We start from the raw sequence: 18,026 nt of genomic DNA, 5'->3' as shown, positions 1-18,026 counted from the left end.
ACTGCGGCCCCGCGGCCGGAGTAGCAAAGATACAACGACGCGCAGGTTTATTGGCGTATGCCGGGCCGGCCGCCGAACCAGTCCGAGCCGATTACCGGGTGCGGCGGGAGGGAAAAAACAGCAGCTGCACAATCAGCAGCGTGAGGCCCGTAAACAGGGTGCTGGCCCCTATTTTGACCAGCGTGAGGCCAAAGGCGCGGAACGAGCCCAGCTCGAGCAGGAAGAAAGCCGCGTGGTGGATAACGACCAGCAGCCCCAGGTACACCACAAACCACTGCCCGCCCATCTGGTGCACGTTCACCGAGTCGGCGGCGTCGTAGCCGTCGCGGGGCGTGAGCAGGCGCAGCACCCAGGGCCGCAGAAACGCCAGCAGCACGGCCGCCGCCGCGTGCACGCCGCCGGTGTCGTAGAACAGATCCATGCTCAGCCCCAACACAAAGCCCAGCACCAGCTGCACCACGATGGGCGTGGCAATGGGCAGAAACAGCAGAAAGCCCAGGTAGAAAAAGCACCAGCCCAGATCGAACAGCACCAGCTTGCTAATCAGGAACACGTGCACGGCCACGTAGAAGGCCAGCCGCAGCAGCTGAATCAGGATCACGCCGACTTCCCTCATGGCCGCACCTCCTCCCCTTCCGGCTTCACCCCCGCGCGCGTCTCCACGGTGTCGCGCTCCATCTTGGGCCGGCTCGTGACGACGTACACGTAGGTCAGCTTGGTAAAATCGACGGCCAGCCGTACCCGCACGGTCCAGAAGTTCTTGTCGGGCTCCTTCACGAAGGAATCGATAAGGCCGATGCGGATGCCTTCCGGGAAAATGGCGTTGTAGCCTGACGTCACCACGGTGTCGCCGAGCACGAGCTTGTTCTGCCGCGGAATGTAGTCGAGCAGCACGTGGGTGGGGTCGTCGCCGAGCCACTTGATGCTGCCGAAGGTATTGTCGCGCGCAATCTTGGCCGAAATCGAGGTCTTGGAGTGCAGCACCGACGTGACGGTGGCATAATGCTCACTGCTCACCTTGACGCGGCCCACCACCCCGGCGGCGGCCAGTACGCCCATACCGGGCTTCACCCCATCAAGTGTCCCGACGTTCAGGGTGAGGTAGTTATCCACATTGCGGAGTGAATTGTTGATAACCCGGGCCGGAATCAGTGGATAATCCGGGTCGCGGGCCGGAATCTGCTGCTGCCCGAGCAGCAAGGAGTCGGGACGGCCGCTCTGGCTCAGCCGGGCCTGGGTGGCGCTGTCCGGACTCACGGGCAGCGTAGCGGCCACGCGGCTGGCAGTGTCGGCCGGGTAGAGCTGCTGGCGCAGCGCCGCATTTTCGGCCACCAGCCCCTGGTTTACCTGCACCAGCCGGAAGTAGTCGTAGATGCGGGTGCGCCAGTCGAGCACCTGCCCCACGTAGGCGTTGGAGGAGTTGTAGAAAGCCGCGCCGTGGTAGTTGCTGTTGCGGACCAGCAGGATCAGACTCAGCACTTCCAATAGCCCGAACACCAGGACGCCCCGGTAGCGGAAAAGGAAAGTGAAGAGGTTTCTCATGGGGTAACTCTGAATTATGAATGCTGAATTCTGAATCGGAAACTAAGCAGACGCGGTGATGAAGTCAGCGCGGAGCACTTCCAATTCAGAATTCATAATTCAGCATTCAGAATTATGTAAGCAAAACGCCCTTGAAGGCCTGCAGGTCGTTGATGGCTTTGCCCGTGCCGCGCACTACGGCCCGCAGCGGGTCGTCGGCAATGTGAATCGGCAGCTTGGTTTTGGCGGCCAGGCGCTTGTCGAGGCCGCGGAGCAGGGCGCCGCCGCCGGTCAGGTGAATGCCGTTTTCGTAGATGTCGGCCGACAGCTCGGGCGGCGAGATTTCCAGGGCCTTGAGCACGGCTTCCTCGATCTTGGCCACCGACTTATCCAGGGCAATGGCAATCTCGGAGGACGTGACCTTGATAACCTTCGGAATGCCGGTCATCAGGTCGCGGCCGCGCACCTCGAAGTCGGGCGGAGTGACGTCCAGCTCGGTCAGGGCCGCGCCCACTTCAATCTTGATCCGCTCGGCGCTGCGCTCCCCGATCAGCAGGTTGTGCTGCCGGCGCATGTAGTCGAGGATATCCTGGTTGAACACGTCCCCGGCCGTCTTGATGGACTGGTCGCAGACGATGCCCGACAGGGCAATAACCGCAATTTCGGTGGTGCCGCCCCCGATGTCGATAATCATCGAGCCCACGGGCTGCTCCACGTCGATGCCGATGCCGATGGCGGCGGCCATGGGCTCCTGAATCATCCAGACTTCCTTGGCCCCGGCGTGCTCGGCGCTGTCACGCACAGCGCGCTTTTCCACTTCGGTGATGCCCGAGGGAATGCAGATAACCATGCGGTGGGAGGGCTGAAACAGACGACGACGGGTGTCGATCATCTTGATCATGCCCTTGATCATCTCCTCGGCGGCGTGGAAGTCGGCAATCACGCCGTCTTTCAGGGGCCGGATGGTTTTGATGTTGTCGTGGGTCTTCTCGTGCATCTGCTGCGCCTGCCGGCCCACGGCAATTACCTTGTTCGTTGTGCGGTCTTTGGCGATGATGCTCGGCTCGTCCACGACGATGATGCCGTTGTGGATAATGAGCGTATTGGCCGTCCCCAGGTCAATGGCGATGTCGCTGGTAAGGAAGTTGAAGAAACCCATTGAGTAGCGGCTGGTTAGGAGGAGGAGCTCAACTGGAGCCCGTGCAAAGTGGGCGCAAAAGTACGCAAGTTTCCGCGAAGCGCAGCCGGTAGAATACGGGCCAAGCCGTGGGCCGGAGCGCTGTCATTGCGAGCGAAGCGACGCAATCCGTCCCGGACAATGAGCCAAGAGTTGTGAAAGCAGAAAGCCCTGACGCAACGCGTGCGTCAGGGCTTTCTGCTGAATCAAGGGCAATGGCGGCGGCCGCTTTATGACTTGCCCCGTAAGGCTGCCAGCTCAGCCTCCAACTCCCGATTGCGCGCCTGCAGCTGCCGCTTGCGCCTGAAAGTCAGCAGCTTGCCTACGCTGCCCAGCAAGAGCCCCGCGAACAGGAGCGTGAAGCCTACAGTGGCGCTGGTCAGATGGCTGATGCGCACAAAGGCCCCACTCATCACCAGCAGGGTGCCCATGGCATACAGCAGAATTTCAGGCTGGCTTGATTTCACAACAGGGCAGACGACAGAGGTTGAGGAAAGAACAGGATTATCAAATATACACTATCCGGTTTGTCACCGCCTCCGTCTCAGCCACTAGTGCTTGAAGTGGCGCACGCCGGTCATCACCATGGCCATGCCCAGCTGGTCGCAGGCGGCAATGCTATCGGCGTCCTTGATGGAGCCGCCGGGCTGCACCACGGCGCGGATGCCGGCGGCACCGGCAATTTCCACGCAGTCGGGGAAGGGGAAGAAGGCGTCGGAGGCCATCACGGCGCCGTGCAGGTCGAAGCCGAACGCCTTGGCTTTCTCAATAGCCTGGCGCAGGGCATCCACCCGCGACGTCTGGCCCACGCCCGAAGCCAGCAGCCGCCCGGCCCGGGCCAGCACGATGGTATTGCTCTTGGTGTGCTTGCAGACCTTGGCCGCAAACACCAGCGCCTCGGTTTCCTCGGCCGTCGGCGCCGACTGCGTCACGACTTTAAAGTCGGCGGCCGTCTCGGTCTGGCGGTCGAAGTCCTGCTCAATCAGGCCATTGAGCAGCGTTTTCACCTGCTTGCGGGGGAAAGCCACGGGCTTCTGGCGCAGCAGAATGCGGTTTTTCTTGCTTTGCAGAATCGGCAGCGCCCCAGCCTCAAACTCCGGGGCAATGAGCACCTCGAAAAACAGCTTGTTCAGCTCCGCCGCCGTGGCCTCATCCACCGGCTGGTTCACGATGATCACGCCCCCGAAGGCCGACACCGGGTCGCAGGCCAGGGCGTGCCGGTAGGCTTCGGCAACGGTGGGCGCCTGGGCCACCCCGCAGGCATTGGTGTGCTTGAGAATAGCGCAGGCGGGCTCGCCGGCCGCAAATTCCTGCATCAGCAGCACGGCCGCATCCACATCCACGAGGTTGTTGTAGCTGAGCTGCTTGCCGTGCAGCTGGTCGAACAGGGCCGGGAAGTCGCCGTAAAAAGTGCCGGCCTGGTGGGGGTTTTCGCCGTAGCGCAGGGCCGTAGCGGGCTTCTGGCTGACTTTCAGGGCGGCTCCGTGCAGGGCAGTGCCCTGGCTGAGGTAGTTGAAGATGTGGGTGTCGTAGTGCGACGTGGCCTCGAAGGCGGCGGCGGCGTAGTGGCGGCGGTCCTCTAGGTCGGTGGCGCCGTTTTTGGCGCGCAGCAGCTCTGTCACGGCCTCGTACTGGTCGCGGCTGCTGACCACGAGCACGTCGCGGTAGTTTTTGGCGGCGGCGCGCAGCAGGGAAATGCCGCCGATGTCTATCTTCTCAATGATATCCTCCTCGGCGGCATCCGAAGCCACGGTTTCCTCGAACGGGTACAGATCCACAATCACCAGATCGATGGGCGGAATATCGTACTGGGCCGCTTCGGCCAGGTCGCCGGCTTCGTGGCGGCGGTGCAGAATGCCGCCAAACACCTTCGGGTGCAGAGTCTTCACCCGGCCACCGAACACGGCCGGAAAGCCGGTCAGGCTTTCTACGGCCGTTACTTCGGCCCCCTGCTCTTCCAGAAACTGCTGGGTGCCGCCCGTGGAGTACAGCTTCACCCCCTGCTCCTTCAGCAGCGCTACCAGCGGCTCCAGACGGTCTTTGTAATAGACGGAAACGAGGGCGGAGCGGATGGGCTGCGACATGGCAAGAAGGGGTTAAACGGGACGATTGGGACGCACGAAGGTAGCCACCTCCCCGCCGGGCACCCAACGCGTCGTATTACCGAATTGTTATGCTGCCACCAACCGCGTCCCCAAAGTCGTACGTAGTAGTATACCCGGGCCTGGCGTTTTCGGGGCCTGAAAAATCAACTAGCCCGCTCCTCTTTTCCTTTCTTCTATGTCCTTGCTGGAATATTTCGCGGCCGAAACAGCGGCCGCAGCCGCTACTCCCGTCCCTGATCGGCTACCGGAAATGCTGGCGGCTCCTACTCCCGAAGAAGCCGCCGCGGCGCTGGCCGGCCGGTTGGCGGCGCAGGCCGCGCTGACCGACCAGGAAGGCGGGTTCCCGACCGAAGAGTTTCAGTGGCTGGGAGCCGCGGGCCTGCTCACGGCCCCGCTCAGCCAAGCCCTGGGCGGTGCCGGCCTGCTGGCCCCGCCCCAGACGCTGAGCATGCTGCGCACCCTCAAGCACCTCGGACGCGGCAACCTGGCCGTGGGCCGGGTGTACGAAGGTCATCTGAATGCCTTACAGCTAACCCAGCGCTTTGGGCAGCCCGCGCAGGTGCAGCGCTGGGCCGCAGACGCGCGCCAGGGCCGGTTGTTCGGCGTCTGGAACACGGAAGCGCAGGACGGCGTGCATCTGGAGCCGCTTCCCGAAGGCCGGTTCCGGCTCCGGGGCAGCAAAACCTTCGGCTCCGGGGCCGGCCACCTTACGCGCCCGCTCATCACCGGCGCCCTGCCCGATGGCGGCTGGCAGATGTTCATTCTGCCGGCCGATGAGCAGCTTCCCACGCTGGACGCCTCGTTCTGGAAGCCGCTGGGGATGCGCGCCACCGCCAGCTTCCGCGTCGATTTGACCGGGGCTGAAATTGGGCCCCAGGACCTGCTGGGTCCGCCCGGGGCCTACTATCAGCAGCCGTGGTTCAGCGGCGGGGCCATCCGGTTTGCCGCCGTGCAGCTGGGGGCCGCCGAAGCGGTGTTCGACGAAACCCGCCGCTTCCTGCGCGACCTGGGCCGCCTGGATGATCCGTACCAGAAAATGCGCCTCGGCGAAATGGCGATGCTGGTCGAAAGCGGCAACCTGTGGCTGCGCGGGGCCGCCGACCACGCCACCCGCCCGGCGGCCGAAGCCGACGTCGCCGCCACCATTGCCTACGCCAACCTGATGCGCACTGCCATTGAGGAAATCTGCCTGCGCACCCTGCAGCTGGCGGAGCGGTGCGTGGGCGCCCGGGGCCTGCTGCGCCCCGAGCCCTTCGAGCGCCTGCACCGCGACCTGACCCATTACCTGCGGCAGCCCGCCCCCGATGCCGCCGTAGCCGACGCCGGCCGCTTTGTGCTCGCACACCCTACTCCCGCTCATTCGCTCTGGAATGCTTAAGGCTGCCCCCTTCCAATTCGCTGATTTTCCCCTGCTGCCCCCGGGCTTTGCGGCCTCCCTGGGCGCTACCGTCGTGGTGGCCCCTCACCCCGATGATGAGTCGTTGGGCTGCGGCGGACTGCTGGCGCTGCTGCGGCAGGCCGGCCAACCCGTCAGTACGGTGCTGGTGAGCGACGGCACCATGTCGCACCCAAACTCCCGCCGGTTTCCGCCCCCGGCCCGGCAGGCCCTGCGGGCGGCGGAGCTGCGGGACGCGCTGCTGATTCTGGGAGTTGACTCCCAGTCGACGCTACACCTGAACCTGCCCGACGGGGGAGTGCCCACCACCGGGGCGGCGGGCTTTGCGGCCGCAGTGGCCCGGCTTCGGGAGCATCTGACCGCCCAGCGTCCCCAAACCGTCCTGGTGCCCTGGCGGCGTGACCCTCACCCCGACCACCGCGCTACCAGCCAGCTGGTTGGGGCCGCCTGCGCCGGCTTGCCTACCCCGCCGCGCGTGGTGGAGTACGTGGTCTGGGCCTGGGAGCGGGCGGCGGCGGCCGAGCTGCCCCAGCCCGGCGAGGTACGCGGCTGGCGGCTCGATATTACCCCCGTGCTCGACGTGAAGCAGCAGGCCATTGCCGCCCACCGCTCCCAGCTCACGGCGGTAATCGACGATGACCCAACCGGTTTTCAGCTGTCCGCAGCTATGCTCGCTCATTTTGCCCAGCCGTTTGAGGTGTACCTGGAAGCAGCGGAATCCAGCCCCCGGTAGCCAGCCGGTTCCTGCGGATTCTTTCTTCCTGCCCTCCCACCAGCCTTTCGCCATGAATCAGAACCAGCCCCACACGCTGCCCCCCAGCTATTTTGACGCCGTGTACCGCGCCAATCAGGACCCGTGGAACTTCGAAACCAGTGCTTACGAGCAAGGAAAATACGCCACCACCATCGGGGCGCTGACCAACCCGAGCTACCCGCAAGCCTTTGAAATCGGTTGCTCGCTGGGCGTGCTCACCGAGCAGCTGGCTCCGCGCTGCGGGCACCTGCTGGCTGTTGATGTGGCCGAGGCTCCGCTGGTCCGGGCCCGGGAACGGTGCCGGTTCTTGCCCCAGGTGGAGTTTCAGCGCATGAGCCTTCCGGCCGAGTTTCCCGCCGGGGCGCGCTTCGATTTGATTGTGCTGTCGGAAGTCGGCTACTACTGGGCGCTACCGGACCTGGAGCGCACGGCGCTGCTGCTGCTGGCGGCCCTGGCGCCCGGCGGCCAGCTGCTGCTGGTGCACTGGACCCCCATTGTGCACGACTACCCGCTCACCGGGGCTGAGGTTCACGAGTTCTTCCTGCGGCAGGCGGGTCCCGCGGGTCCGTTGCGTCACCTAAGCGGGCAGCGCCACGAAACCTACCGGCTTGATATGCTGGAAAAAGCTTAAACCGCTACCGCTTCCCACGCCGCCACCTGCTGCCGCAGCTCGGCCGTGGCCTGGCTCAACGGCACCGGCAGCCAGGCCGGTGCGCCCTGGGCACGTAGTTGCTGAGCCCACTGCCATAGTCCGCCAAACGTAGCCGCTTGCCGCAGCTGCTGGTCCAGGCTCATGGGTAGCAGTCCCAGCTGGCGGGCGGCCTCCTGCAGGGCACTGGCCGGCAGGCCGGGCAGCAGTGGCGTCTGCTGCGAGGCCAGCTGCCAAAGCTGCCGCAGCTGTCGGCGCAGCCGCCAGTCAGCAACGAGCTGGGAGGCGCCCTCTACCAGCGGCTCCTGCTGCTGCTCCTGCAGGGCGGCCCACTGCCGCAGCTGCCACGAAAGCCCGACTGCCACGCGGCCCTCGTGGCGGTCGGAGGTGAATACGCGCACGGCGGGACTGTGGCGCACGCACAGGTCGTGGCGGCACAGCGCCTGGTACAGGGCTTCATCTTCCAGATACGCGACGGCCGGCAGCCCCCCGACGCGCCGGTAGGCCCGGGCCGTAATGGCAAAGCTGGCCCCGAAGTGCTGGTGGTGACGCGGCCAGGGGTCGGCGGCCGTCGGGTCAATCAAGTCTTCGAGGCGGGCGCGCAGCAGGCGGTAGGCCGTGTCGCGCAGGTGGTAGCGGCGCTGGGCCGGACTACCCGTGGCCCGCGGCGTCAGAATGCGCCCCCCGATGGCGTCGGCGCGGTGGGTACGCAGCTCGGCCAGCGTCGCGGCCACCCAGGTAGGACTCACGCGGGTATCGGCATCAGTGCTCAGGATTACGCCGTGTCCGCTGGCGACAAATTCCAGCCGGCGGCAGGCTTCGTCCATCAGCTGCCGCCGCGCGCGGCCTACGTGGGCCTCGGCCGGCGGCAGCATGATTTCGGCCACGTGCAGCGCCAGCGCCGGATGCAGGGCCGCAAAGTACCGGGCGACGGCCGCCGTCTCATCGTGGCAGTTGTTGGCCAGCACGATAATCTCATACGTTTCCGGGGCCAATGGGCAGCCGGCCAGATCGGTCTGGGCGGCCAGGGCCGCCAGGGTCTGGGGCAGCTGGTCGGCCTCATCCTTGGCCGGAATTATCACCACGGCCTGCAGCTTCCGCCGGGGCGGAGTGATGATGCGCCACGGCGTGAGCGAAACCAGGCCGGCGGTAGCTTCCTGCGCGGCATGAAAGCGTAGTGGGGAGACGTGTTCCATCCCTGCTCCTTACGCCAAATCGGGCCGCCAGGATGGTACGGAGGAGCTTTCCAATGGCTCTATTGACGTCTCAGACTCGTAAAAAAGCTGACTGACACAGTAAATTCTTCTTCAGCAGCCAGTTAAAAAGACTCGCCAATGCTGAAGTAGATACCTGAAGAGCCTCCGCGGCCCACGCCGTAGTCGAAGCGGATGTTGAGGCGGTCGGCGCGGTTGAACTGGAAGCGGATGCCGGCCCCGCCGCTGGCTTTCAGGCTGTTTTTGCCCAGCTCGGCTACGGTGTTGCCGACCTGCCCCAGGCCACCAAATACCACCCCGTTGAAGCGTCCGATCAGCTTGCGGCGCAGCTCGGCCTGCACGGCCAGCAGCTGCCGGTCGCGGTAGCGGCCCTCGTAGTAGCCGCGCAGGACTTTGTCGCCGCCTAGGTTGGCCAGCTCCCGAAAGGGCACGGTCCCCACGTGGAACTGCCCGACCAGCTGCGCCGCCAGAATGGTTTTACCCGCCTGATCCAGCGCGTGAAAATGGCGGGCATCGAGCAGGAAGCGGCTGAAGCGGAAGTCGCTGCCCAGCACGCCGCCGTTGAAAAAGCTGCTCAGCTCCAGGTAATTGCCGCGGAAAGTACTCAGGATATTGTCGCGGCCATCGTAGAGCAGCGAAGGCCCGAGGCCCGAGATGAACGTGTCTTCGGCATACTCCCGGGCAGTACGCGCCAGCAGCAGGCTAGGGCGCTGCTGGGGCGTGTCCTGGTCGATATTTTTGAGCACCTGCACGTCGCGCAGGTACGTGCCGCGGTACTGCAGGCCCACAAACAGGTTGCGGTGCACCTGCCGCAGTACCCGCTCATTGAAGATGAGCACCTTGTACTGGATGATGGACTTATCGTCGAGGCTGGTACCGGGGCCGAAGCCGTAATAGTTGATGGGAAACTTGTAGTAGTTGCTTGCCTCACCAGTCAGCAGAAACCGTTCGCCGGGCGTGAAGACGTTGTGCGTCAGCTGCACCAGGCTCTGGTTTTTGGTGGTGCGCCACGCCAGCAGCCGAGCGTTGGACTTGCGCACGGTGGAGTCGGTGCCGAAGCGCCACACCGGCAGCACCGCCAGCCCGTACCCCAGCCCGGTTTCGGGCTGCGAAAACACAATGGGAAACGGGATAAAGCTGGGCTTGGTCTTGCGCGCCACGGGGGCCGCCGTTGCCGGGTCGTCGGGACCGGGAGGACTGGTCTGAGCGCAGGTCAGGGCAGGCAGAGCCAGAGCCAGCAGTAGCGGATATAAAAAGCGCATAGGGGAAGCAAGGAACGAGCGGGTCGGGATGCCGACCACGGCAGGAAGTCAGGTGGCGGAAGATACGGTTTTGACGCTAACCAGCATTCCGGCCCGGGCGGGTCCGTCAGGGCTCTGCTGCTTTCCTGCACACTTCACCGCCGCACCGGGCGGATGTGGGCGGCAATCAACCCAGGCTGCTTTAAAACGCTTCTCCCACGGAAAAATACACCCCGGAATTGCCGCCGGACCCAACGCCGTAGTCGAGCCGGAGGTTCAGCCGGTCGCGGCGGTTGAAGTTGAAGCGCCCTCCTACCCCGGCGGCAAACTTGGTCCCGTCGGGCGAGAAGTCCTTGACCTGATTGGCTACTTCACCCACGGCCCCGAAGACGGCCCCGTCGATGCGCCAGAACAGCTTGCGGCGCAGCTCAGCCTGGAAGGTCATCATCTGCCGGTCGCGGAAGCGCCCTTCATAAATCCCGCGCATCAGCGTGGCGTAGTTGTAGATCGAGCCGCCCAGGTCGGCCCCGAAAGCGCTGAGCTCCCGGAAAGGCACCTTGCCGCCCGTATGAAACTGCCCCAGATACTGCAGGGCCAGAATGGTTTTGGTATTCCCAAACAAGGGCTGGAAGTGCCGGGCATCGATCTGAAAGCGGCTGAACGTGTAGTCGCTGCCCGCATACTTACCCGCAAACATGCTGTGCAGATGCAGGTACTGCCCCCGATAAGTAGCCAGCACGTTGTCGCGACCGTCGTAGAGGACGGCCGGGCCGAAGCCCGAGGTGTTGCCTCCGCCGGCTTCAAGAGCCGAGATGCGGCCGTCGTTTATGTCCTTCTGAAATTTATTGATGCCTCCTTCCTCGCCCGGCTGGTCGTACTTCACGCTGCGCAGGCCGGTGAAGCGGTACTGCAGACCGGCAAACAGGTTGGGCGCGATGCGCGGCATCACGCGCTGGTTGAAGATAAAGAGCTTGTAGGCGACCTCCGACTCATCGGCTTTACGGGTGTCATTGCCGATACCGTAATAAAAGAAGTTAACGTCGTAGTAGCTGATTTCGCCCAGCAGGTAGAGCTTCTCCCCGGGGGTAAAAACGTTGTGCGTGACTTGCAGGCTGGTCTGCTTTTTTTGGCTGATCCAGCCCACGAACCGCGCATTAGACTTGCGCGTGGTCGTATCGGTGCCGAAGCGCCACACGGGCAACACCGAGAGGCCCACGGCGAGGCCCGTTTCCTGCTGGGAAAACAACACCGGAATCGGCACAAAGCTGGGCTTGTCGCTGGCCTCCAGAAGCTTGGCAAACCGGCCCGTTTTCGGGGCTACAGCTGGCGGAGTGGCCGCGGCGGCGGCCGCAGAGGAGTCCGCAGGCGTAGTTTGGGCACGAACGGTGGTGCTCAGCAGCCCCAGGGCCAGCAGAGAGAATAGAAAACGCATACAAGGAAAGTTGGACAATACGGAACAGAACAGGGCCGGAATACAAAGAGTTATATACTGCCCTCGGCTGGTGCATCTGCTGCTAACGCAACCGTCGGGCTTACGGTTTTAGCCCGGCTTTGTCAGCACCATCGACACCACCCCGGCCAGCATAATCCACTTGCACCAGGCGCTCAGGCGGGCAAAGTCGCGGCGGCGGTCGGCACGGGCCAGCAGCCGGCCCAGCAGCAGCAGGGGCCCCAGCACCGTGAGCAGCAGCCAGCCCCCGAACAGCCAGTGGCCGCTGCGCCCAGCCTGCCCAGCCGCCCCCGCCACAAACACGACCAGGCACAGCAGAAAAAAGCCCGTCACCCACTTCGTGCGGGCCACACCCCACACAATGGGCAAGGTGCGGCAGTCGTGCTCGGCGTCGCCGCGCATATCTTCCGCATCCTTGACTATCTCGCGCACCATAGTGAGCAGGAAGGCGGCCAGGGCGTAGCCCCATACCAGGGGCAGGCCGGTGCGCAGCTGCAGTTCGGGCAGCAGTACCAGCGCTGCCGTGAGCGTGGCAATACTCAGGTTGCCGACCAGCGCCAGGCGCTTGAACCGAGCCGAATACCCCCACAGCAGCAGCGCCGAGCCCAGGTTGACCAGCCCCAGCAGCGGCGCCAGCAGCCCGGCCACCAGCACGCCCAGCCCCGAGAGCAGCAGGTGGGCCAGCATGGCATGGCGGCGGTTTACCACCCGCCCCACTACCAGCCGCTCGGGCCGGTTGATGGCATCAATCTTAACATCGTAGTAGTCATTGATAATATAGCCCGCCGCCGCCACGCACAGCGCCGCCAGCGCCAGGAGCGCAAACCGGCCGCCGTCCAGCGCCGTGAGGGGGCGGGCAGCCCCGAGCAGGTAGGCCCGGACCAGCGCCAAGCACAGGGCCATGATGACCAGATTGGGAAAGCGCACCAGCTGCCACAGCGCCGCCCAGCCGCCCGCCCGGGCGGGGCCGGCGGGCGGGGCCGGAGCAGACGGCGGGGCGGGTACGGGCATGGCAACGGGCGGATTGGGGTACAAAGATGGTGATACTGACCCGCAACCGACTCCGGAGTGGGCAGCGGCGCAAAAAGAAAGCCTCTCCAACCGGAGAGGCTTTCAAGCAAGCTAAAATAACCAGGGTAGGAAACCCTACACTTTCTTCACGTTGACTGCATTTACGCCCTTGCGGCCTTCCTGCGTTTCAAATTCCACGCGGTCATTTTGTTGGATCTGGCCCCCGTTAAGGCCGGTAACGTGCACGAAGAAATCTTCTTTCGTCGTGTCATCTGTAATGAAGCCGTAGCCCTTCGACTCATTAAAGAATTTTACGGTTCCTGTTTTCATGAAAGGAAAAAAAAGGATGAATGGATGAGTGGGTAAATATAGAGGGATTTTAGAAAACTGCAACTCGCTTTTGGCCCCTCTCACCCCGTACAAAAAGGTGAGGGAGCGGCTGTTATCCTTCCGCTGCACCCAGGCTAGTGCCAGGTTTGCTGCAGCTTCATAACGGTCTCAATCAGCTCGCGCACGGCGCCGTGTCCGCCCGGCAGGGCCGACACGTACTGGCTGATCTGGTGCACGTCGGCGGCCGCGTCGGCGGGGCAGGCGGCCACCCCGCAGCGGCGCATCACCTCAATGTCGGGCATGTCGTCGCCCATGTAGGCAATGTGGGCCGGATCGAGGCGGTAGGTGTTGATGTAGTTGTTGAAGATCTTCATCTTGTCATCAACTCCGAGGTAGATGTCGTGTACATCCAGCGACTCCAGGCGCTTGCGCACGCCTTCCTCTTCCCGACCCGAGATGACCACAATGCGGTAGCCCCGGCGCAGGGCGTGCCGGATGGCGTAGCCGTCGCGGATGTGAAAGGCCCGCGCCTGCTCCCCGGAGTTCAGGGCCAGCAGCGTGCCATCGGTCAGCACCCCGTCGACGTCCAGAATAAAGGCTTTGACAGCGGACAGGTCGGGGGCAGCAGGCGTAGAACTCATAGCGGGTTGGGTAGGAAAGACAGCGCCCATCGAAGGGGCCGCCGGGCTTATTTCTGGTTGTCGCGCCACTCGTACACCCATTTGGCCTGGATCTGCTCCAGATGGCCCTCGGTGGATTGCTCACGCTGGCCGGCAAAGTTGGGCAGGGTCATAATCCAGTCGAGCAGCTCGGTGAAGCGGATGCGGTAGATTTTGGCTTCGCCAAATTCAGCCCCGAACTTCTCATACAGCGCCATGGCAATGTCCTCGTGGTCGTTCCACTGGATGGGGGGCTCAAAGTGGGCCATAGAATTTGGGTTTCGTGTGTTCAGTGGCCAGTTGCCCGTCGAGGGTCGCCGGGCACCAGAACGGGCTGGCAGCCGGCAACGCGTAACCCGCAACTGAAATAGTTAGTGCCCCAGAAACTCCTGGGCGGGAATCAGAACCACCAGATCGTCGGTGCCGCCCTGTACCACGCACTGGCAGCCCAGACGGGAGTTAATGCGCGGGTTTACGGCCCGGTCAATGAAGTCCTCTTCTTTGTCGCTGATTTCAGGCAGGTCGTTTTCGCCCTGCAGCACATACACGTGGCAGGTGCTGCAGCCGCACACCCCGCCGCAGTTGTGCTGCAGCTGAATGTCGTTGTTGAGCGCAACGTCCAGTACCGACTCCCCCTGCGCCGCTACGTGCGTCTGCTCGGGCTGGCCGTCCTGAAACTTAAAGGTGATGTTAACGACTTTCACGGAGGAAGTGCTTGGGAAGGCAAAATGCGGGCACGAAGGTACGCACCCCGGTTTCCGAATCAAAGCGGCGGGAGCTCCTCGTTGTTTGGCGGCGGCGGCCCGCTTTGCGCCTGAATACTGTCGGTCAGCTCCTTATATAAGGCCAGCCAGCGGGGATGCGCCGCCAGCGCCGCCCGGTGAAAATCGAGCGTAGCGTTGTCGTGGCGCACGGCGGGGCCGGTCTGCACGGTGAAAGGGGGATGGTGCAGGGCTTTTTCCACCGTTTCGCGCACTAGGGGCGTGAGCAGCGCAAACGGCACCTGGGCCTGCCGGGCCAGCGCGTCGCTGATGCCCAGCAAATGATTGGTGAAGTTGCTGGCGAAGACGGCGGCCACGTGCAGGGCCTGCCGCTGCGGCGTGGCTACCACCAGCACCGACTTGCTCAGGCTCCGGGCCAGGACTACCAGCAGGGCCTCATCGGCCGCCGCCGTGGCCTCCACGCACAGCGGCACGCCGGCCCAGTCCACGCTCCGGCCCGGGCTGAAGGTCTGCAGGGGGTAGAACACGCCGCCCCGCAACTGCGGATACGCCTCAAAAACGCCCAGCGGCAGCGCCCCGGCCGTGTGGGCGGCCAGTGCGCCCGGCGGCAGAGCTACGGCGGCCAGCACTGCGGCTACTGCCGCATCGGGTACGGCCAGGATATATATGTCGGCGGCCGGCAACTCCCGCAGGCCCGCGCTGTCGAGGGCCTGGGCGCCGGGAATCTGGGCGGCCAGGGCCGCGGCGCTGCCCGCGGTGCGGCTCCACACCCCGAGAATCTGGTGGCCCGCCCGCCACAGCGCCGGCCCCAGCTGGGTGGCTACGCGACCCGCACCAAGCAACACAATACGAAGCGGAGAAGAATCTGCGGGCATAAAAAAGGCCTGTAATTAGGAGGAAAGGTACGAGGGTGAGTTTTAGCTCAATTTTATTATCTTCTTTTTCAAGGAATTTTAGCACCTTGTACTCGCGAAACCCTGTGATAGTGCTGACTTCCCAGCATCTGCCTCACGTTACCTTTTCAAGTTTTCTTTCTCCACCTTCTTCAACAACACCCTACCTTATGACGAACCCCTACACTACAAGTCGTCCAACCAAACGCTGGCGGCAGCTGGGACTGGCGGCAGCGCTGGCCCTGGGCAGCACTTCTGCCTACGCTCAGTTGGATTACGTTCCGTCCAATGCCTCGAACCTAGCCGGCACCTACACCGATCTGGCTACTACGGGCACGGTAATTACCACGGCTAACAACGACGACGCCAACTCGGCCGTTACGCCCATCGGGTTTAGCTTTACGTTTAACGGTACGGCCTACACCGATTTTGTTCTGAACACCAACGGCTTCATCAAGCTTGGTACGACGCCACCTTCGGCAGCTAACATTTTCAACTTTGTAGCGGCTCCCGACCTGAATATCATTGCCCCACTCGGCGGTATCGACTTGACGGGTGCTCCCAACCAGACGACCTCCCCAACCGAGTTCCGGGTTTCGACGACCGGTGCGGCGGGCAGCCGGGTCTGCACCATTCAGTGGGAAAACCTGGCCGATAAAACGGCGCAGTTTGCCACTATTCAGTTTCAGGCCAAGCTCTACGAAGGGTCGAGCCGGATTGAATTCGTATACGGCGCCTGGACAGCTGGCACAGCTGCCCCGATTGGCGTTGGTTTCCTGGTCGGCCTCAAAGGCGCCAGCGCAACGCCAGCCGATCGTCTTTTCGCCCAAAAGGCTTCCAGCGCTACGGCCTGGACCACGACGGTTTTTGCCGCCGAAGCCGGTGGGCTTATCCCTTCGCACTTTGTGCGTAACACCTTCCTGCCCGATGCCGGCCGCACTTACCGCTTCAACCAGGGTACCCCGGTACCAGTAGTAGATGCCACCGTGGCCACCGTTTACACGCTCGGCAAGCTGGCTACGCCCACCTCGCTGCCGCATGCGGTATCGGCGGCCGTGCGCAACCTGGGCAACCAACCCCTCACTAACCTGCCCGTAACCCTGACGGTAGGGGGAGCCAACACGTTCAGCAACACCCAAACGGTAGCCTCGCTGGCCGCCGGTGCGACGACGATCGTAACGTTTGCCCCGTACCCTGCCACGCTTGCGCTGGGTACCAATAACGTTAGCGTGCAGACCACCGTGTCCGGTGATGTCAACACGGCCAACAACACGGCTACCTACACGCAGGTCGTAACGCCTAACCGCGCTACGTACATCGACGATACTCAACCCTTCGCGGCCACGGGTATTGGCGCCGGCGCTGCTGATGGCGTCATCGCTACCAAGCATTTTGCCGTTCAGCCGGCCGCGGTCAACGAAGTAAAATTCACTTTCGCCGCCTCGGCTAACAACGTTCAGCCTTATCAGGTTGTCATCTTTGACGCAACCGGCACCGGTGGTACTCCTGGTGCTGTCCTCTACACCTCAGCGACGCTCACGCGGACGCCGGCGGCTGGCGCTGTCACGATTCCGCTGCCAGGCGTGCCGGTTTCGGGTGCCTACTACGTTGGCATTAAGGAGCCATCGGGCGGCACGTCCAATCCACAGATTGCCTACCAAAACGAAGACCCGCTGCGCGTGGCCACCTACTACTTCCGCGGCTTGCCCACGGATCCATGGACGGACATCAGCGCGACTACTTTTAAGACCCGTCTGGCTATGGAAGTTGCGTACGGAGCAGCGGCTACCTGCCTGCCTCCTACCGCCGTTACCGTTACGGGCACCACGGGCAACTCGGGTACCTTCACCTTCACGGGTCCGGCCAACGGCACCGGCTACACTGTTATCTACGGCGTAACTGGCTTCAACCCTGCTACCGGCGGCACCACGGTTACAATCACGGGTTCGCCGTACACCATTTCGGGCCTGAACTCGTCCACCACGTATCAGTTCTACATCCGCGCCAACTGCGGTGCTACGGATCAGAGCACGCTGTCGGGTCCCTTCTCCTTCACCACGGCTTGCATCGCTCCTATCATCACGACCTTCCCGTATGCTGAGAACTTCGATGGCGTAGCGGCCGGTACGCTGCCTTGCGGCATCACCGTAACCGACTCGAACAACGATGCCAACACTTGGTCTGTAATTGCCTCGACGTCCTCCGCTTCGGCGCCGAACGCCATGCGTTACAACTACAGCACGACCAACCCCGGTGATGACTGGTTCTTCACCCCGGCCATGTTCATGCGCGCTGGCACCCGCTACCAGCTCCAGTTCAAGTACCGCGCTAACAGCGCTACTTTGTATCCTGAGCGCATGGAAGTGAAGTTTGGCAACGCGGCTACGCCAGCCGCTATGACTACGACCATCTTCCAGAATGCCAACATCCTGGGTACGACGTACACCACCACTTCCCCTGGTACGGCCCCAACGCAGGTGGCCCCAATCGTGCCAGCGGCTAACGGTAACGTATTCATTGGTTTCCACGCCTACAGCCTGGCCGACCAGTTCTCCCTGTTCGTGGATGACATCACGGTAGTGGCCATCACCGGCACGTCGGCCGCGCTGGACCGCTCTATCAACGTATTCCCGAACCCATCGACGGGCATCGTAACGCTGGACATCAAAGGTGCCAACGCCAAAGGTGCCATGCAGGTAGAAGTAACCAACATGCTGGGTCAGACCATCCACACGTCTATGGTTAGCGACAATCAGCTCAACAAGCTGGACCTGTCGAACCTGGCCGCTGGCTTGTACACGCTGAAAGTGAAGTCGGGCAACGACTACTCGATCCGTCAGCTGGTTATCCAGAAGTAAATTCTGAGCAAGCTCAGAGTAGAAAAGGGCAGCCGCTTGGCTGCCC

The 18,026-nt window shown here is 63.3% G+C and carries 18 protein-coding genes; 4 read left to right on the top strand and 14 right to left on the bottom strand.

The genetic code is table 11. The features are described from left to right. Positions 1–91 precede the first annotated feature (91 nt). The 5 genes from ABD842_RS09355 to purH form a co-directional block, all read right to left on the bottom strand. Positions 92–616, bottom strand: coding sequence for a hypothetical protein (locus tag ABD842_RS09355; protein WP_345112843.1), 525 nt, complete (start codon positions 614–616; stop codon positions 92–94). Beyond that, positions 613–1,542, bottom strand: coding sequence for a rod shape-determining protein MreC (gene mreC / locus ABD842_RS09350; RefSeq protein ID WP_345112842.1), 930 nt, complete (start codon positions 1,540–1,542; stop codon positions 613–615). The genes ABD842_RS09355 and mreC overlap by 4 nt, the downstream gene beginning before the upstream one ends. Before the next feature lie 112 nt (positions 1,543–1,654). After that, the gene (locus tag ABD842_RS09345; RefSeq protein ID WP_345112840.1) at positions 1,655–2,680 is read right to left on the bottom strand and encodes a rod shape-determining protein; all 1,026 of its coding nucleotides are present in this window, start codon (positions 2,678–2,680) and stop codon (positions 1,655–1,657) included. Positions 2,681–2,928: 248 nt separating this feature from the next. Further along, complete coding sequence (locus ABD842_RS09340; protein ID WP_345112839.1) at positions 2,929–3,165, bottom strand: hypothetical protein; 237 nt, start codon at positions 3,163–3,165, stop codon at positions 2,929–2,931. A gap of 84 nt (positions 3,166–3,249) precedes the next feature. Beyond that, positions 3,250–4,782, bottom strand: a complete 1,533-nt coding sequence (gene purH, locus ABD842_RS09335) for a bifunctional phosphoribosylaminoimidazolecarboxamide formyltransferase/IMP cyclohydrolase (RefSeq protein WP_345112837.1) — start codon at positions 4,780–4,782, stop codon at positions 3,250–3,252. 196 nt (positions 4,783–4,978) lie between these two features. Here purH and ABD842_RS09330 point away from each other — a divergent pair, with 196 nt between their 5' ends. Genes ABD842_RS09330 through ABD842_RS09320 form a run of 3 tightly spaced genes read left to right on the top strand, consistent with a single transcriptional unit; the run spans position 4,979 to position 7,584 of the window. After that, on the top strand, positions 4,979–6,181 hold the full coding sequence (locus tag ABD842_RS09330; protein WP_345112835.1) for an acyl-CoA dehydrogenase family protein: 1,203 nt from the start codon (positions 4,979–4,981) through the stop codon (positions 6,179–6,181). Next, positions 6,174–6,932: a PIG-L deacetylase family protein gene (locus ABD842_RS09325; protein ID WP_345112833.1), complete on the top strand. Its 759-nt coding sequence runs from the start codon at positions 6,174–6,176 to the stop codon at positions 6,930–6,932. Before ABD842_RS09330 ends, ABD842_RS09325 begins: the two co-directional genes overlap by 8 nt. 52 nt (positions 6,933–6,984) lie before the next feature. Further along, positions 6,985–7,584, top strand: coding sequence for an SAM-dependent methyltransferase (locus tag ABD842_RS09320; RefSeq protein WP_345112831.1), 600 nt, complete (start codon positions 6,985–6,987; stop codon positions 7,582–7,584). Here the strand turns inward: ABD842_RS09320 and ABD842_RS09315 are convergent. The 9 genes from ABD842_RS09315 to ABD842_RS09275 all read right to left on the bottom strand — a co-directional run bounded on the left by ABD842_RS09315 (position 7,581) and on the right by ABD842_RS09275 (position 15,104). Beyond that, positions 7,581–8,798: a glycosyltransferase family 2 protein gene (locus tag ABD842_RS09315; protein ID WP_345112829.1), complete on the bottom strand. Its 1,218-nt coding sequence runs from the start codon at positions 8,796–8,798 to the stop codon at positions 7,581–7,583. The two genes, ABD842_RS09320 and ABD842_RS09315, sit on opposite strands and share 4 nt — an antisense overlap. Positions 8,799–8,920: 122 nt before the next feature. Then, positions 8,921–10,078 carry a BamA/TamA family outer membrane protein gene (locus ABD842_RS09310; protein WP_345112828.1) on the bottom strand — a complete coding sequence of 386 codons (1,158 nt, stop codon included), beginning with the start codon at positions 10,076–10,078 and terminating at the stop codon, positions 8,921–8,923. 181 nt (positions 10,079–10,259) lie between these two features. Next, the gene (locus tag ABD842_RS09305) at positions 10,260–11,489 is read right to left on the bottom strand and encodes a BamA/TamA family outer membrane protein (protein ID WP_345112827.1); all 1,230 of its coding nucleotides are present in this window, start codon (positions 11,487–11,489) and stop codon (positions 10,260–10,262) included. Between the two features lie 108 nt (positions 11,490–11,597). Next, on the bottom strand, positions 11,598–12,518 hold the full coding sequence (locus ABD842_RS09300) for a geranylgeranylglycerol-phosphate geranylgeranyltransferase (protein ID WP_345112825.1): 921 nt from the start codon (positions 12,516–12,518) through the stop codon (positions 11,598–11,600). Between the two features lie 135 nt (positions 12,519–12,653). After that, positions 12,654–12,848, bottom strand: coding sequence for a cold-shock protein (locus ABD842_RS09295; RefSeq protein ID WP_073112714.1), 195 nt, complete (start codon positions 12,846–12,848; stop codon positions 12,654–12,656). A 134-nt stretch (positions 12,849–12,982) separates the two neighbouring features. Further along, positions 12,983–13,489: a KdsC family phosphatase gene (locus tag ABD842_RS09290; RefSeq protein ID WP_345112821.1), complete on the bottom strand. Its 507-nt coding sequence runs from the start codon at positions 13,487–13,489 to the stop codon at positions 12,983–12,985. Between the two features lie 47 nt (positions 13,490–13,536). Continuing rightward, on the bottom strand, positions 13,537–13,776 hold the full coding sequence (gene iscX, locus ABD842_RS09285) for a Fe-S cluster assembly protein IscX (protein ID WP_345112819.1): 240 nt from the start codon (positions 13,774–13,776) through the stop codon (positions 13,537–13,539). 102 nt (positions 13,777–13,878) lie between these two features. Continuing rightward, positions 13,879–14,211: a 2Fe-2S iron-sulfur cluster-binding protein gene (locus tag ABD842_RS09280; protein ID WP_345112818.1), complete on the bottom strand. Its 333-nt coding sequence runs from the start codon at positions 14,209–14,211 to the stop codon at positions 13,879–13,881. 59 nt (positions 14,212–14,270) lie between these two features. Further along, a complete protein-coding gene (locus tag ABD842_RS09275) occupies positions 14,271–15,104 on the bottom strand; it encodes a Rossmann-like and DUF2520 domain-containing protein (RefSeq protein ID WP_345112817.1) in 834 nt (277 codons plus the stop codon). Between the two features lie 188 nt (positions 15,105–15,292). Between ABD842_RS09275 and ABD842_RS09270 the strand changes: the two genes are divergently transcribed. Next, positions 15,293–17,980: a T9SS-dependent choice-of-anchor J family protein gene (locus ABD842_RS09270; protein WP_345112816.1), complete on the top strand. Its 2,688-nt coding sequence runs from the start codon at positions 15,293–15,295 to the stop codon at positions 17,978–17,980. Positions 17,981–18,026: the final 46 nt, after the last annotated feature.

The organism is Hymenobacter algoricola (assembly GCF_039539525.1).
In the GTDB taxonomy this organism is placed as follows: Bacteria; Bacteroidota; Bacteroidia; order Cytophagales; family Hymenobacteraceae; genus Hymenobacter; species Hymenobacter algoricola.
Note: the sequence above shows the minus strand (reverse complement) of the source record. Positions and strands in the feature narration are given on the sequence as shown.

What these genes read in the sequence shown, in the direction of transcription:
- mreC (WP_345112842.1), bottom strand. Translation starts at nt 1,542, where the DNA reads ATGAGAAACCTCTTCACTTTCCTTTTCCGCTACCGGGGCGTCCTGGTG.
- ABD842_RS09320 (WP_345112831.1), top strand. Translation starts at nt 6,985, where the DNA reads ATGAATCAGAACCAGCCCCACACGCTGCCCCCCAGCTATTTTGACGCC.
- ABD842_RS09325 (WP_345112833.1), top strand. Translation starts at nt 6,174, where the DNA reads ATGCTTAAGGCTGCCCCCTTCCAATTCGCTGATTTTCCCCTGCTGCCC.
- ABD842_RS09270 (WP_345112816.1), top strand. Translation starts at nt 15,293, where the DNA reads ATGACGAACCCCTACACTACAAGTCGTCCAACCAAACGCTGGCGGCAG.
- ABD842_RS09275 (WP_345112817.1), bottom strand. Translation starts at nt 15,104, where the DNA reads ATGCCCGCAGATTCTTCTCCGCTTCGTATTGTGTTGCTTGGTGCGGGT.
- ABD842_RS09315 (WP_345112829.1), bottom strand. Translation starts at nt 8,798, where the DNA reads ATGGAACACGTCTCCCCACTACGCTTTCATGCCGCGCAGGAAGCTACC.
- iscX (WP_345112819.1), bottom strand. Translation starts at nt 13,776, where the DNA reads ATGGCCCACTTTGAGCCCCCCATCCAGTGGAACGACCACGAGGACATT.
- ABD842_RS09290 (WP_345112821.1), bottom strand. Translation starts at nt 13,489, where the DNA reads ATGAGTTCTACGCCTGCTGCCCCCGACCTGTCCGCTGTCAAAGCCTTT.
- ABD842_RS09310 (WP_345112828.1), bottom strand. Translation starts at nt 10,078, where the DNA reads ATGCGCTTTTTATATCCGCTACTGCTGGCTCTGGCTCTGCCTGCCCTG.
- ABD842_RS09300 (WP_345112825.1), bottom strand. Translation starts at nt 12,518, where the DNA reads ATGCCCGTACCCGCCCCGCCGTCTGCTCCGGCCCCGCCCGCCGGCCCC.
- purH (WP_345112837.1), bottom strand. Translation starts at nt 4,782, where the DNA reads ATGTCGCAGCCCATCCGCTCCGCCCTCGTTTCCGTCTATTACAAAGAC.
- ABD842_RS09330 (WP_345112835.1), top strand. Translation starts at nt 4,979, where the DNA reads ATGTCCTTGCTGGAATATTTCGCGGCCGAAACAGCGGCCGCAGCCGCT.
- ABD842_RS09305 (WP_345112827.1), bottom strand. Translation starts at nt 11,489, where the DNA reads ATGCGTTTTCTATTCTCTCTGCTGGCCCTGGGGCTGCTGAGCACCACC.
- ABD842_RS09295 (WP_073112714.1), bottom strand. Translation starts at nt 12,848, where the DNA reads ATGAAAACAGGAACCGTAAAATTCTTTAATGAGTCGAAGGGCTACGGC.
- ABD842_RS09355 (WP_345112843.1), bottom strand. Translation starts at nt 616, where the DNA reads ATGAGGGAAGTCGGCGTGATCCTGATTCAGCTGCTGCGGCTGGCCTTC.
- ABD842_RS09345 (WP_345112840.1), bottom strand. Translation starts at nt 2,680, where the DNA reads ATGGGTTTCTTCAACTTCCTTACCAGCGACATCGCCATTGACCTGGGG.